Genomic DNA, 12,411 nt, shown 5'->3' on the forward strand with positions numbered 1-12,411 from the left:
ATGCTGATCCAGCTTTCGATCCGCGATATCGTCCTGATCGAGCGGCTGGATCTCGCCTTTGAGACCGGCCTCTCGGTGCTGACCGGGGAGACCGGCGCTGGCAAATCCATCCTGCTTGATAGCCTTTCGCTCGCCCTTGGCGGGCGCGGAGACGGTGGTCTTGTTCGCCATGGCGAGGACAAAGGGCAGGTAACGGCTGTCTTCGACGTCGGCCCGGATCACGGCGCCCGCAAGCTGCTGCGCGAAAACGGCATCGATGACGATGGCGATCTTATTTTCCGCCGTGTCCAAAACTCCGACGGCCGCACCAAGGCCTATGTCAACGACCAGCCGCTCAGCGTTCAACTGATGCGCCAGGCCGGACAGATGCTCGTCGAGATTCACGGTCAGCATGATGATCGTGCGCTCGTCGACACCCACGCCCATCGTATCCTGCTCGACGCCTTCGCCGGCGCGAACGAAGACGCTGCGGCCGTTTCCAACCTCTACCGGATTTGGCGCGATACCGAACGGACGCTGAAGAAGCAGCGTGAGAAGGTGGAGAATGCCGCCCGCGAGGCGGACTATCTGCGGTCATCCGTCGAGGAGCTGGAAAAGCTTTCGCCGCTGGATGGCGAGGAGGACGAACTCGCCGACCGTCGCCAAAAAATGATGAAGGCCGAACGAATCGCCGGCGATATTGCCGAGGCCTCGGAATTCCTCAACGGCAATGCTTCTCCTGTGCCGCACATCGCCTCGCTGGTGCGCAGGCTGGAGCGCAAGAGCCACGAGGCCCCGGGCCTGCTGGAAGATACCGTGGCGCTTCTGGACGCCGCTCTTGACCAGCTCTCCAATGCCCAGATGGAAGTCGAGGCTGCGCTGAGGAAGACGGAATACGATCCGAAGGAGCTTGAGCGCGTCGAAGAGCGCTTGTTTGCCTTGCGCGCCGCCTCCCGCAAATATTCCGTTCCGGTAACCGAACTGCCGGCGCTGGCGGTCCGCATGATCAGCGATCTTGCCGATGTCGACGCCGGCGAGGAAAAGCTGGCCAAGCTCGAAGCCGAGGTCGGTGTCGCCAGGGCGAACTATGACGCGGCGGCGCGGACGCTTTCCGACAGGCGTCATCATGCCGGCGACGCCCTGGCTGCTGCCGTCATGGCGGAGCTGCCGGCACTAAAGCTGGAACGTGCGCGCTTCATGGTGGAGATCACCACCAATCCGGAGGACGCGACCTCTGAAGGTATCGACGTGGTGGAATTCCACGTTCAGACCAATCCGGGCACGCGTCCTGGTTCGATCATGAAGGTGGCGTCAGGCGGTGAGCTTTCGCGCTTCCTGCTGGCGCTGAAGGTGGCGCTTGCCGATCGCGGTTCCGCACCGACGCTCGTTTTCGACGAAATCGATACCGGGGTCGGCGGGGCGGTTGCCGATGCGATCGGTCAGCGGCTTAAGCGCCTTTCCGACCGTGTACAGGTGCTTTCGGTCACGCATGCGCCGCAGGTCGCCGCGCGGGCGGCAACGCATCTGCTGATTTCGAAAGGCCCGGCTGCCGAAGGCTCCGAGAAGATCGCGACCCGCGTCGCGACGATGGCGCCCGGCGACCGTACCGAGGAAATCGCACGCATGCTTGCGGGCGCCTCGGTGACGGAAGAGGCGAGGGCAGCGGCTGCCCGGCTGCTGGCCGGGAACGGTTGAATTCTTAATCGCCGAATTGGGGAGAGGGCGAACGAGGACCTCTCGCTCTCTTTCAATCCACTCATTTTGCTCTAAAACCGACTCCAGATTCCGTGGAGCGAGAGCCGTATGTCGACCGAAGCCATAGCCGTTGATGCCCTGACGATCGAAGATGCCGCCGCCGAGCTTGAGCGGCTTGCCAAGGAGATCGCCCGCAACGACGAGCTTTATCACGGCGAGGATCGCCCGGCGATTTCCGATGCCGAGTATGATGCGCTGAAACGGCGCAACGACGCGATCGAGGCGCGCTTTCCGGAACTCGTTCGCGAGGACAGTCCGTCGCGGCGCGTCGGTGTCGCCCCTTCGGTAACCTTCGCGCCAGTTGTCCATGCGCGGCCGATGCTGTCGCTCGACAACACGTTCTCGCAGGAGGACGTGCAGGATTTTGTCGCGAGTGTCTATCGCTTCCTCGGCCGGCTGCCGGACCAGTCGATTGCCTTTACTGCGGAGCCGAAGATCGACGGTCTTTCCATGTCGATCCGCTATGAGAACGGCAGGATGGTGAGCGCGGCAACGCGCGGCGACGGCACAACAGGCGAGAACGTCACGGCCAACATCCGCACGATCAAGGAGATTCCCCAGACACTGCCTGCGGGGGCGCCCGCCATCGTCGAGGTGCGCGGCGAGGTCTACATGGCCAAGAGCGACTTCCTGGCACTCAACAAGCAGATGGAAGCCGAGGGCAAGCAGACCTACGTCAATCCCCGTAATACCGCTGCCGGATCGCTGCGGCAACTTGATGCCAAGGTGACGGCAAGCCGCAAGCTCAAATTCTTCGCCTATGCCTGGGGGGAGATGTCGGACATGCCTGCCGAGACGCAGTTCGGCATGGTTGAGGTGTTCAAGAGCTGGGGTTTTCCCGTCAATCCGCTGATGAAGCGGTTGAATTCCGTCGCCGATATTTTGGCCCATTACGATGAGATCGGCCTGAAGCGACCTGACCTCGACTATGATATCGACGGTGTCGTCTACAAGGTCGATAGCCTGGAACTGCAGCAGAGGCTCGGATTTCGTTCCCGCAGCCCGCGCTGGGCCACGGCGCATAAGTTCCCGGCAGAGCAAGCTTTCACGACTGTCGAGAACATCGATATCCAGGTAGGCCGCACCGGTGCACTCACTCCGGTTGCACGGCTAACGCCAATTACGGTCGGCGGCGTCGTCGTGACCAATGCAACATTGCACAACGCCGATTACATCGAAGGCATCGGCAATTCGGGCGAACGTATTCGCGAAGTTGGGCACGACATCCGGATCGGTGATACGGTCATCGTGCAGCGAGCGGGAGACGTTATCCCGCAGGTGCTTGACGTCGTGATGGAGAGGCGGCCCGCCGAGGCGGTCCGATACCCTTTCCCGCAAAAATGCCCGGTCTGCGGCAGCCATGCTGTGCGGGAGAAGAACGAGAAGACCGGCAAGCTCGATTCAGTCACGCGCTGCACCGGTGGTTTCATCTGCCGTGCGCAGGCGACCGAGCATCTGAAGCACTTCGTCTCGCGCAATGCCTTCGATATCGAGGGTCTGGGGTCGAAGCAGGTCGATTTCTTCTTCGAGAGCGAGGATCCGTCACTGCAGATCCGAACAGCACCAGATATTTTCACGCTGGAGAAGCGGCAGGCTGGCTCGCTCACCAAGCTCGAAAACATTGAAGGCTTCGGCAAGGTCAGCGTCGGCAAGCTTTATACGGCGATCAATGAGCGGCGGAACATTGCGCTGCACCGGTTCATCTATGCGCTCGGCATCCGCCACGTCGGCGAGACGACGGCCAAGCTTTTGGCGCGCTCCTACGGCACCTACACCGATTTCGAGGCAGCGATGAAAGCCGCCTCGTCGCTTTCCGGCGATGCCTGGAACGACCTCAACGCTATTGAAGGCATCGGTGAGATCGTCGCGCGCGCGATCGTCGAATTCTACAAGGAACCTCGCAATGTCGAGGTAATCTCGCGCCTGCTTGCTGAGTTAAACGACGGGACGCCCCTGCCGGCAGAGAAAATCTCAGCTTCAGACAGCCCTATCGCCGGCAAGACTGTCGTCTTCACCGGTTCGTTAGGGAAGTTCACGCGCGACGAGGCCAAGGCGCGGGCTGAAAGCCTTGGCGCCAAGGTCGCGGGATCGGTGTCAAAGAAGACCGATATCGTCGTTGCGGGGCCGGGAGCGGGCTCCAAGCTCGACAAGGCGCGCGAGCTTGGCGTCCAGACGATGGACGAGGACGAGTGGCTGGCGCTGATCAGCCGGTGAGAAATCGGTTTTCGTCGACCTCAAAGCGTTCCTTTATCGCTTGATGCGCGCCATCGCATAGGCATCGACGTAGCTGCCGGCCCGGAAGGCGTAGGCACGAAGTATGCCTTCCTCTTCGAAGCCGAACTTTCTGTAGAGGGCGAGGGCGGCTTCGTTGTCGGTGTAAACGGTCAGCTCCAGGCGCATGATGTTCAGCCAGTTGTCCGCGGCGTCGATGATCGCCGCGAGCAGCGCACTACCGATGTCGCGGCCGGTAAAATCGTCATGCACGCCCATGCCAATGCTGGCGACGTGGTTGCGACGACCACGATAGCGGGTCATGCCGATGTCGCCCACGATCTGCTCGTCAATCGTCGCGACGAGGCGCATCGCGTCCGGATTGCTGTTTTCGAGATGGCGGCGGGTTTCTTCAATACTCTGGTAGGGTGGACGCAAGGTCCCAGCGCGAAAGCCCGGTAGATTGACCAGCGTTGCCAGGGCTTCGGTATCGGATGGACGGACGGCTCGGATCAGTAGTCCGACCGGTATTTTTCTGCGACTTGGATTTTTCTGCATGCAACTCTCCTTCTCAGTTTGAGGAGAGCCGGTTTCCAAACCCTGCTCGCCTCGGCAGGGTTTAGGGGATGACGGACTGCTTCTAACGCACCATCGCTCCCGCCAACCCCGCAAGGGTGGTCGTCAGCACAACCGTAGTGGTCATCGATCCGTTCATGGGCGCCATGTTTCGCAATCCGCTTGCGGATGTCAACAGCCGGATTTGCGCGGAGAGGGCGGGGAAGCTATGCCAGATCAATGCAATCGAATCGGAAATCTCGTTGAAAACCATTGCCATTGATTTCGAGACAGCCAACGAACAGCGTGGCAGTGCCTGCTCGGTCGGGCTGGCATGGATCGAGGACGGCAAGGTCACCCGCGTCGAGGAGCGGCTGATCCGGCCGAAGGAGATGCGCTTCTCCGGCATGAACATCGCCATCCATGGCATCCGGCCGGAGCATGTTGAGGACGCGCCGGAGTTTCCGGAGGTGATGGACGAGTTCCACGATGATTTCCGAGGCGCGACCATGATCGCGCACAACGCTTCTTTCGATTTCAGCGTGTGGCGCGCGAGCCTCGATCTCTATCGGCAATCCTATCCGGAATTGACCTATCTCTGCAGCCTGAAGATGGCGCAGAGGATCTGGCCGCACTTCCTCTCGCATCGGCTGAACATGATCGCCGAGCATCTCGGCCTGCGTTTCGCCCATCACAATGCCGGCGAAGACGCTGCCGTCTGCGCGCATGCGGCGATTGCGATGGCAAAGACAGTCGGGGCCGCAGCGGTCAACGCCATTCCGGCCCTGATCGGCATGAAGCCAGGGCGACTGACTTCAACCGGATACGAGGCCTGCACCTGCAGGAAGGCGTGAAGCCTTCCTTGTAAAGGCATCACTCGCACTTACCTTAGATGCGGATCTAATCAGGGAATCGCCATGTCCGGAAAAAGCTACACCGCGCTCGCTGCCGCCTCGCTCATCGGCCTCTGCGCCGGCACGGCATCTGCTGATCAAGTCGGCAAGGTCGGGGTCGACTGGATCGGCAACGACATCATCATCGATGCGGTGGCTGACCCGCAAGTGAAGGGTGTGACCTGCCACGTCACCTATTTCGACCGCAGCGTCATCGACCGCGTGAAGAACGGCAACTGGTTCGAGGATCCCTCGAACAACTCCATCTCGTGCCGCCAGACAGGGCCGATCGAGATCGGCGATATAGATCTGTCGAAGGGCGGTGACGAAGTCTTCAAGACAGGCATGTCGCTGATCTGGAAGAAGCTGGTCGTCAACCGGATCTACGACAAAGAGAATGACACGTTGATCTATCTCTCGCATTCCCGCGAACTGACCGACGGCTCGGCCAAGATGGCGATTTCGACCATCCCGCTATATGGGCAGAACGTCACGTGGAAGAACGGCAAGCCGCAATAGCAGCACGTCCGCGCTAGTCGCAACTTTTGGGGTGTGCCGGAAGCTCGTCGCAGATGACATCCCACGACACCTTTTCGGACGTCCAGACGTGAAAGGTCGGGTGATATGCATTCGGCTCGTCGAGACTGACGGTCATCATGTCGATCAAGTCGGGGTCCGCATCGTTTTGATAACTGAGCGGGGAGCCGCACAAGCCGCAGAACGTGCGCACGACGCCCTTCGAAGAGGCGAAGGCCCGCGGAGCTCCTTGTTCATAGACCAGTGTTCGTACAGGGAAGGTGACGAACGGCAAGGTGGGAGCCGAAGCAACCTTTCGGCAGGTCTGGCAGTGACAGATGCCACTCGCCAACGGCGCTTCGTCAATTCTGTAGCGGACCGCGCCGCAGCCGCATCCCCCGGTGTGACGGGTCTTCGCCTCGCTCATGTTCCGTACCCCGTTGCTCTTCAAACACCGCCCTGTGCTTTGTTCAGTCAAAGCTGTGCGGAACGCGCGGTGAGCAAATAGCCTGCAATGCGGCCCTAAGAATGGCATGCAGAAAAAAAACCGCTCGCGCCGGTTCCGGCGCGAGCGGCTCAAAGTTCCCTTGGGATGGCTGGGTTTTGCCGAACCCGCCAGTCTCGTCAAGCCGCCTGTGCCAGCTCGTCGGCAATGACCGTGTCGAGGTTCAGGAAGCAGACCATTGTCTTTTCGAGAGCCACGATGCCGCGGCAGAAGGCGCGCTGCGCTTCCGGAATAATCTCCGGCGCCGGCTGCAGGTCTTCGCTCTTGATGGTCATCATGTCGGAAACCTGCTCGACCAGCAGGCCGACGAGCTTGCCGGCGATATCCGTGACGATGATCGCAGAGCGCTCGGATGGCTCGGTCATCTTCATGCCGAGGCGGCAAGCCATGTCGATCACGGGGATCACCGCGCCGCGCAGGTTGATGAGGCCTAGCACGTAAGGCGGTGTGTGCGGCATCGGCGTTACCGGCGCCCAGCCGCGGATTTCGCGGATCGCCATGATATCGATGCAGAATTCCTGCTCTCCGAGATGGAAGGAGACGATCTCGAGATGCGAGCCGGTCTGGTTGATGATGGTGTTGTTCATGATCAGAATTCTTCCCAGTTGTCTCCGGCCGGTGCGGCCATGGCCCTGGCGGTTGCGCCGCCGCTGAATGCGCCCGCGACCTTGCCGATCAGGCTTCGTGCGGGAGATGGTTTCGGATGCGAGACTGCGGTGGCTTCCCGCGGCGTGGAACGGGCATTCATGCCCTCGCCGATCTTGAATGTCTGGATCAGGTGGATCAGGCTGTCGGCATCGGTGGCGAGCGCGTGGCTTGCTGCGTTCGTTTCTTCCACCATGGCCGCATTTTTCTGAGTGACCTGGTCCATCTGGCTGATGGCCGAATTGATTTCGTTCAGTCCGGTGGATTGTTCGCGCGCAGAGGTTACGATTGATTTAACATGCTCGTCAATGCGCAAAACATCTTCCCCGATCCGGCGCAACGCTTCACCGGCTGCCGTCACGAGTTCACCGCCTGCCTTTACTTCGGCACCGGATTTTCCGATCAAGGCCTTGATATCCTTGGCGGCGCCGGCGGCACGGCCGGCGAGTTCGCGGACTTCCTGCGCCACGACCGCAAAACCCTTGCCGGCTTCGCCTGCGCGGGCTGCTTCGACGCCGGCGTTGAGGGCGAGGAGGTTGGTCTGGAAGGCGATCTCATCGATGACGTTGATGATCGTTCCGATCTCACGCGAGGCCGTGGCGATTCGCTCCATGGCGGCCATGGCGTCGGTGACGACCACATCTGATTTCGTCGTGTTCTGTCGGGTATGGGCCACCATGTGGCTGACTTCCTCGGCACGGCTGGCAGCGTTGCGGACCGTTGCCGTGATCTGATCGAGGGCCGCGGAGGTTTCCTCGAGCGAGGCGGCCTGCTGTTCCGTGCGCTTTGCAAGGTCGTCGGCCGCCGAGCGCATCTGCTGACTGTTCGCCTGAATGGAGACGCCGTTCTGGGAGATCCCGGCCATCGTCTGGCGGAGGGTGGCTGTGGCCAGATTGAAGTCGCTGCGGAGGCGTTCCAGTTCCTGCTTGAAAGGTTGCTCGATGGTGACAGTCACGTCACCGCCGGCGAGCCGTGTAAGGCCATGGCCCAGTGCATTTACCGCATTGTTGAGGGCTTCGGTATCCGCCAATTTTGCCGCTTCGCGGCTGCGGCGTTCGGCATCGCTCTGCTGGCGTTCGCTTTCGCTCCGCGCTTGGAGTTCCAGCTTCTCGACTGCGGCGAGGCGAAAGCTCTCGGCGGCGCGCGCCATGTCGCCGATCTCGTCGCCACGGTCGGTGGCGGGAACATGGCTATCGAGATCGCCACGCATGATCCCCTGCATGCTCTTGCGCACGCCCTCGATGCCGCGGCGAATGGCACCACCATGGATGTACTGTAGGATCGCCATCGTCAGTATGGCCACGACGCCAAGTGCGAGCTGGATCTGGATCGCCTGCTGCGAGATCGCGTCCGCGTCATCAATCCGCTTCTTGGCTAGTTCGCCGCCTTCGCGCGCGAGCTTGTCCAGTGTCGAGCCCACCTTGTCGCCGCCGCCGTCGATGGCGTCATCCAGCTTGTCGAATTCGCTTTCTGGCGCGCCTGATTCGACGGCAGCCTTTAGGTTTCCGACAATGTTCTGCCCCAGGGCCGCCACATCAGCATCGTAGGTAGACAGCAGGCCTCCTGCGTTCAGCTCTTCTCCCAGGCGATGCATCTCCTTGGAGCTGCTCTGCAACTCAACGATTGCATCGTTCATCAGTTTCAGGCGTTCAGGCTTGACGCTGCGATCGCCGCGATCGACGATGGTGTCCATGGCGGCAAGAATGAGAGTAAGGTTCGCGGCGCGCATCTCGTTGATGTGGTCTACGCTGGCCTGGATCTCGTTGGCGTGCCTCAGAGCGAGATCGGCGCCCGAGTTCTGGTACCAACCAACCCCAAGCATCGAACCGAAGCCAATGAACGCCGCACCGCCCAGTGTCCACAAACGTTGGCCTACAGAGAGGCTCTTGCGCACTTTCATATCAGTCATTTGACGATCATTCCCCTCCGCGATGAGACGCGGTATGCATCTTGCGCTCACGCGGATCGCCGGGGTTGAAGTGCCAGGCAGACGTCATGTCACGAGAACGGCGGGCGTTCTATCCATGGCTAAATATAGAGGTGTATTTTTAAGCATTTGCTAACCCTCAAAGATTGCAGGCACCCCTGATTAATTTGGTAGGTATTTGAAAATATTTTATTTTCCTGTCTGGATTGCGCTTTTTCCGTGTGTCGGTGGGGCAATCGGTCGCCTTTGGGAAAACGTCTTGTTGAATTGCGTCCCGGAGAACGAGGCGATATCACGCGGGAGGCGGGAATGATCCCGATCTCAGAGGTTCGATAGATGAAGACTGTCCGCATAGCGGTCTGGGTTGCGGTGTTGCTAATGGCCGGAATTCTCGGCTGGCTGACGCTCAATGTCACCAAAACAAACGAGGCGATCTCCGAGGGACCGTTCGGCGTGCCTTTCACGCTGGTCGCCCAGGACGGCAAGCCGATCACCGAGCAGGCCTTCCGCGGCAAGCCGACGGCACTCTTCTTTGGCTTCACGCATTGCCCAGAAGTTTGCCCGACGACTCTGTTCGAAATGAACGGTTGGCTGGAGAAGGTAGATCCTGAAGGCAAAAAGCTGCAGGCCTATTTCGTGACTGTCGATCCCGAGCGCGATACGCCCGAAGTCATGAACGAGTACGTCTCCAATGTCTCCAAGCGGATCGTCGGCATTACTGGCGCTCCCGACAAAGTTGCCGAGGTCATCAAGGGGTACCGGGTCTACGCCAAGAAGGTTCCGGTGGACGAAAGCAAACCCGACGGCGACTACACGATGGACCACACTGCCTCCGTCTTCCTGCTCGATTCAGCAGGGCGGTTCTCCGGGACCATCGCCTATGGCGAAAATCCCGATACGGCTGTAAAAAAACTGGAGAACCTCGTCAGCAAGGGATGACGGCATGGCGTCAGGGCATCGCAGCATCTTGATCGCCGGGGCCGGTACGACTGGTCTGACTGCCGCTCTTGAACTGGCCCGGCGCGGACACCTTCCGCGCATCGTCGATAGCGATGCCGGGCCTGTGTCGCTCACGGAAAGCCGCGCACTTGGCGTCAATGCAAGGACGCTGACGCTGCTTTCACCCTCCCGCGTGACGGATGCCATACTGCAAGAAGCGCAGCAGATCGCGCGGTTCCGGATCACGGCTAAGGCGAGACAGCTAGTCGACCTCGACACGACCAGGCTTCGCGGTCCCTACGGCGCGATCTACGCATTGGCGCAGGGACATACAGAGCGCTTGCTGCTTGGCAAGCTCTCCGATTACGAGATCGTTCCGGAGTGGCAAACCGTCGTGGAGACGGTTTCCGGCGACCTTGCGAAACCGCAGGTGACGCTGCGAAAGGCTGACGGCTCGGTGGAAACCACCGATTTCGGTATCGTGATCGGGGCGGACGGATCCCATTCGGCGGTGCGCAAAGCCGTGGGCATCGATTATCCTGGGCAGTCGCTGGAGAGTAGCTTCTATCTGGCCGACTTTCGTTATGCTGCGCCGATCGACCCGGGCTTTGCCGAGATCAGCTTGGTCGATCCCGGTATTATCGGGCGTATTCCTGTTACGCGCGATGTGCTGCGCTACATCTCGACGCTCCCGGATTTCGAAAGCCGCATTCAACATCCCGCGCCTGTCGCCGAGCGCGTATGGGCATCCGATTTTCGAATTCACTTCCGCCACGTCGACGCGATGGCAAAGGGCAACGTGTTTCTGGCCGGCGATGCCGCGCACGTACATTCGCCAGCCGGTGCGCGCGGCATGAACCTTGGGATTGAGGACGCGTGCTGGCTCGCCTGGCTAATCTCCGACGGGCGGGAGAGAGAGTATACCGAACTCAGGATGCCGGCCGTCAAAACAGTGCTGAAGCAGACGTACCAGTTGACATCGTTAATCACCATGAGCAATCCGATAGCAATCGCGATCCGCAATCTTGCCGTGCCGCTGATTTTGCGGATACCTGCGTTCTCGCAAAAATTGCTCCGCAGCGTGTCGGGATATGATACGCAGTCGCCGCCCTGGATCGATGGCGCCCTATAGAAGAAAGACCGACTGTGAGCGAAATACGCCTTTATGTAACGACGACCGAAGTGCAGGCAGGTGAGATTCTGGACCTGCTGTCCGATGTCTTCGGCGAAGAAGACTTCGCAATCGCGACGACTGAGATCGACGAGAAGAAGGACATTTGGGAAGCCTCGGTCTACATGATGCGCGAGGACGAGGCGCAAGTTCGGTCTCGTGTCGAGGAAGCACTGAAGACGAGCTTTCCCGACGCCAAGGTCAAACGTGAGATTATCCCGGATGTCGATTGGGTCGCGAAATCACTCGAGGGGCTGAAGCCGGTTCGGGCAGGGCGGTTTCTTGTCCATGGCTCACACGACCGCGACAAGGTGCGGCCCGGCGACATTGCTATCGAGATCGATGCGGGCCAGGCATTCGGTACCGGTCACCACGGGACGACGGCCGGGTGCCTAGAGACGATCGATCGTGTTCTTCGCTCCCGCCCGGTACGGAATGCGCTCGACCTCGGAACCGGCAGCGGCGTTCTGGCGATTGCCGTAAGGAAGCTGCGGAACATTCCGGTTCTCGCCACCGATATCGACCCGATCGCAACGCGGGTCGCGGCCGAGAACATCAGAACCAATGGGATCGCTTCGGGTATCTCAACCGCGACGGCGCCGGGGTTTCACTCGACCACGTTTGCGGCCAACGGTCCTTTCGATCTGATTATCGCCAATATCCTGGCGCGACCGTTGATCAAGATGGCGCCACAGCTCGTCAATCACCTCGCGCCAGGCGGTTCCGTTATCCTCTCCGGTATTCTGGCCTCGCAGCGCTGGAAGGTGCTCGCGGCCTATAATGGTGCGCATTTGCGGCATGTCCGCACGATCTGGCGCAACGGTTGGGTGACGATCCATCTCGACCGCCCCTGAGATGGGCAAAAGAAAAGGCGGTGCCAATGGCACCGCCTTGAGACCAGTTTCCCGGTCATGCCCGCGAGCTCGAAGGAGGAGGAGCGCTCGAGCGGGCTTCCACTTGTTCTGATCGCCGGTCCCGTGAGGGAGGAGGAGAAGGGAGCGGCGAGTTGCTCAGAACGCGTAGCTGGTTGCGACCTGATGGCGCGTAACCTTTTGGCCGGCGCCGAGCATCTTGAGGGTATCCTCATGCAGCGGACGGCGCGAGCCGATGATGTGACGCACAGTCTGGCGCTCGCCAGCCTGCACCGGGCTGCTGTAAGCGAAGCGCGACAGAGGGGCAGTCATATCTGAATTCCTTTTGTTTCGTTTCAGGTTCGTCTCGAACCCGTTTGATGGTGCCTATATAGCGATTTAGAAAAGTTGAGGGAGAGGGTTTCATTCATGGGAGCCATGCGTTGAATGCATAAAGCGTGCCA

General features: G+C 60.3%; 12 protein-coding genes. 7 read left to right on the forward strand and 5 right to left on the reverse strand.

Going from position 1 to position 12,411, the window contains the following annotated elements; genetic code table 11:
* Positions 1–1,674, forward strand: a complete 1,674-nt coding sequence (gene recN / locus ATY80_RS08310) for a DNA repair protein RecN (protein WP_088691966.1) — start codon at positions 1–3, stop codon at positions 1,672–1,674.
* Between the two features lie 108 nt (positions 1,675–1,782).
* A complete protein-coding gene (ligA, locus tag ATY80_RS08315; protein ID WP_088691967.1) occupies positions 1,783–3,948 on the forward strand; it encodes an NAD-dependent DNA ligase LigA in 2,166 nt (721 codons plus the stop codon).
* A gap of 33 nt (positions 3,949–3,981) precedes the next feature.
* Here ligA and ATY80_RS08320 read toward each other — a convergent pair whose 3' ends face one another.
* The gene (locus tag ATY80_RS08320) at positions 3,982–4,503 is read right to left on the reverse strand and encodes a GNAT family N-acetyltransferase (RefSeq protein WP_088691968.1); all 522 of its coding nucleotides are present in this window, start codon (positions 4,501–4,503) and stop codon (positions 3,982–3,984) included.
* Positions 4,504–4,763: 260 nt separating this feature from the next.
* Between ATY80_RS08320 and ATY80_RS08325 the strand changes: the two genes are divergently transcribed.
* Both ATY80_RS08325 and ATY80_RS08330 read left to right on the forward strand, forming a co-directional pair.
* A complete protein-coding gene (locus tag ATY80_RS08325; protein ID WP_088692060.1) occupies positions 4,764–5,354 on the forward strand; it encodes a 3'-5' exonuclease in 591 nt (196 codons plus the stop codon).
* Between the two features lie 63 nt (positions 5,355–5,417).
* Positions 5,418–5,912, forward strand: a complete 495-nt coding sequence (locus ATY80_RS08330) for a CreA family protein (RefSeq protein WP_088691969.1) — start codon at positions 5,418–5,420, stop codon at positions 5,910–5,912.
* Between the two features lie 13 nt (positions 5,913–5,925).
* Here ATY80_RS08330 and ATY80_RS08335 read toward each other — a convergent pair whose 3' ends face one another.
* The 3 genes from ATY80_RS08335 to ATY80_RS08345 form a co-directional block, all read right to left on the reverse strand.
* Positions 5,926–6,336, reverse strand: coding sequence for a GFA family protein (locus ATY80_RS08335; RefSeq protein ID WP_088691970.1), 411 nt, complete (start codon positions 6,334–6,336; stop codon positions 5,926–5,928).
* A 197-nt stretch (positions 6,337–6,533) separates the two neighbouring features.
* Positions 6,534–7,001: a chemotaxis protein CheW gene (locus tag ATY80_RS08340; RefSeq protein WP_007534808.1), complete on the reverse strand. Its 468-nt coding sequence runs from the start codon at positions 6,999–7,001 to the stop codon at positions 6,534–6,536.
* 2 nt (positions 7,002–7,003) lie between these two features.
* On the reverse strand, positions 7,004–8,968 hold the full coding sequence (locus ATY80_RS08345; RefSeq protein WP_088691971.1) for a methyl-accepting chemotaxis protein: 1,965 nt from the start codon (positions 8,966–8,968) through the stop codon (positions 7,004–7,006).
* A 354-nt stretch (positions 8,969–9,322) separates the two neighbouring features.
* Here ATY80_RS08345 and ATY80_RS08350 point away from each other — a divergent pair, with 354 nt between their 5' ends.
* From ATY80_RS08350 to ATY80_RS08360, 3 genes are read left to right on the forward strand one after another with little or no spacing between them, the layout of a single operon-like run.
* Positions 9,323–9,925 (forward strand): SCO family protein, encoded by a 603-nt coding sequence (locus ATY80_RS08350; RefSeq protein WP_088691972.1) that lies wholly within the window; start codon positions 9,323–9,325, stop codon positions 9,923–9,925.
* 4 nt (positions 9,926–9,929) lie between these two features.
* Entirely contained in the window at positions 9,930–11,057 is a 1,128-nt protein-coding gene (locus ATY80_RS08355) for an NAD(P)/FAD-dependent oxidoreductase (protein WP_088691973.1), read from the forward strand.
* Between the two features lie 14 nt (positions 11,058–11,071).
* Positions 11,072–11,950, forward strand: coding sequence for a 50S ribosomal protein L11 methyltransferase (locus tag ATY80_RS08360; RefSeq protein ID WP_088691974.1), 879 nt, complete (start codon positions 11,072–11,074; stop codon positions 11,948–11,950).
* Between the two features lie 156 nt (positions 11,951–12,106).
* Here ATY80_RS08360 and ATY80_RS28880 read toward each other — a convergent pair whose 3' ends face one another.
* Positions 12,107–12,280, reverse strand: a complete 174-nt coding sequence (locus tag ATY80_RS28880; RefSeq protein ID WP_183754615.1) for a hypothetical protein — start codon at positions 12,278–12,280, stop codon at positions 12,107–12,109.
* Positions 12,281–12,411 lie beyond the last annotated feature (131 nt).

This window comes from Rhizobium sp. R711 (assembly GCF_002211365.1).
GTDB lineage: Bacteria > Pseudomonadota > Alphaproteobacteria > Rhizobiales > Rhizobiaceae > Rhizobium.

What these genes read in the sequence shown, in the direction of transcription:
- ATY80_RS08335 (WP_088691970.1), bottom strand. Translation starts at nt 6,336, where the DNA reads ATGAGCGAGGCGAAGACCCGTCACACCGGGGGATGCGGCTGCGGCGCG.
- ATY80_RS08355 (WP_088691973.1), top strand. Translation starts at nt 9,930, where the DNA reads ATGGCGTCAGGGCATCGCAGCATCTTGATCGCCGGGGCCGGTACGACT.
- ATY80_RS08330 (WP_088691969.1), top strand. Translation starts at nt 5,418, where the DNA reads ATGTCCGGAAAAAGCTACACCGCGCTCGCTGCCGCCTCGCTCATCGGC.
- ATY80_RS28880 (WP_183754615.1), bottom strand. Translation starts at nt 12,280, where the DNA reads ATGACTGCCCCTCTGTCGCGCTTCGCTTACAGCAGCCCGGTGCAGGCT.
- ATY80_RS08340 (WP_007534808.1), bottom strand. Translation starts at nt 7,001, where the DNA reads ATGAACAACACCATCATCAACCAGACCGGCTCGCATCTCGAGATCGTC.
- ATY80_RS08320 (WP_088691968.1), bottom strand. Translation starts at nt 4,503, where the DNA reads ATGCAGAAAAATCCAAGTCGCAGAAAAATACCGGTCGGACTACTGATC.
- ligA (WP_088691967.1), top strand. Translation starts at nt 1,783, where the DNA reads ATGTCGACCGAAGCCATAGCCGTTGATGCCCTGACGATCGAAGATGCC.
- ATY80_RS08350 (WP_088691972.1), top strand. Translation starts at nt 9,323, where the DNA reads ATGAAGACTGTCCGCATAGCGGTCTGGGTTGCGGTGTTGCTAATGGCC.
- ATY80_RS08345 (WP_088691971.1), bottom strand. Translation starts at nt 8,968, where the DNA reads ATGACTGATATGAAAGTGCGCAAGAGCCTCTCTGTAGGCCAACGTTTG.
- recN (WP_088691966.1), top strand. Translation starts at nt 1, where the DNA reads ATGCTGATCCAGCTTTCGATCCGCGATATCGTCCTGATCGAGCGGCTG.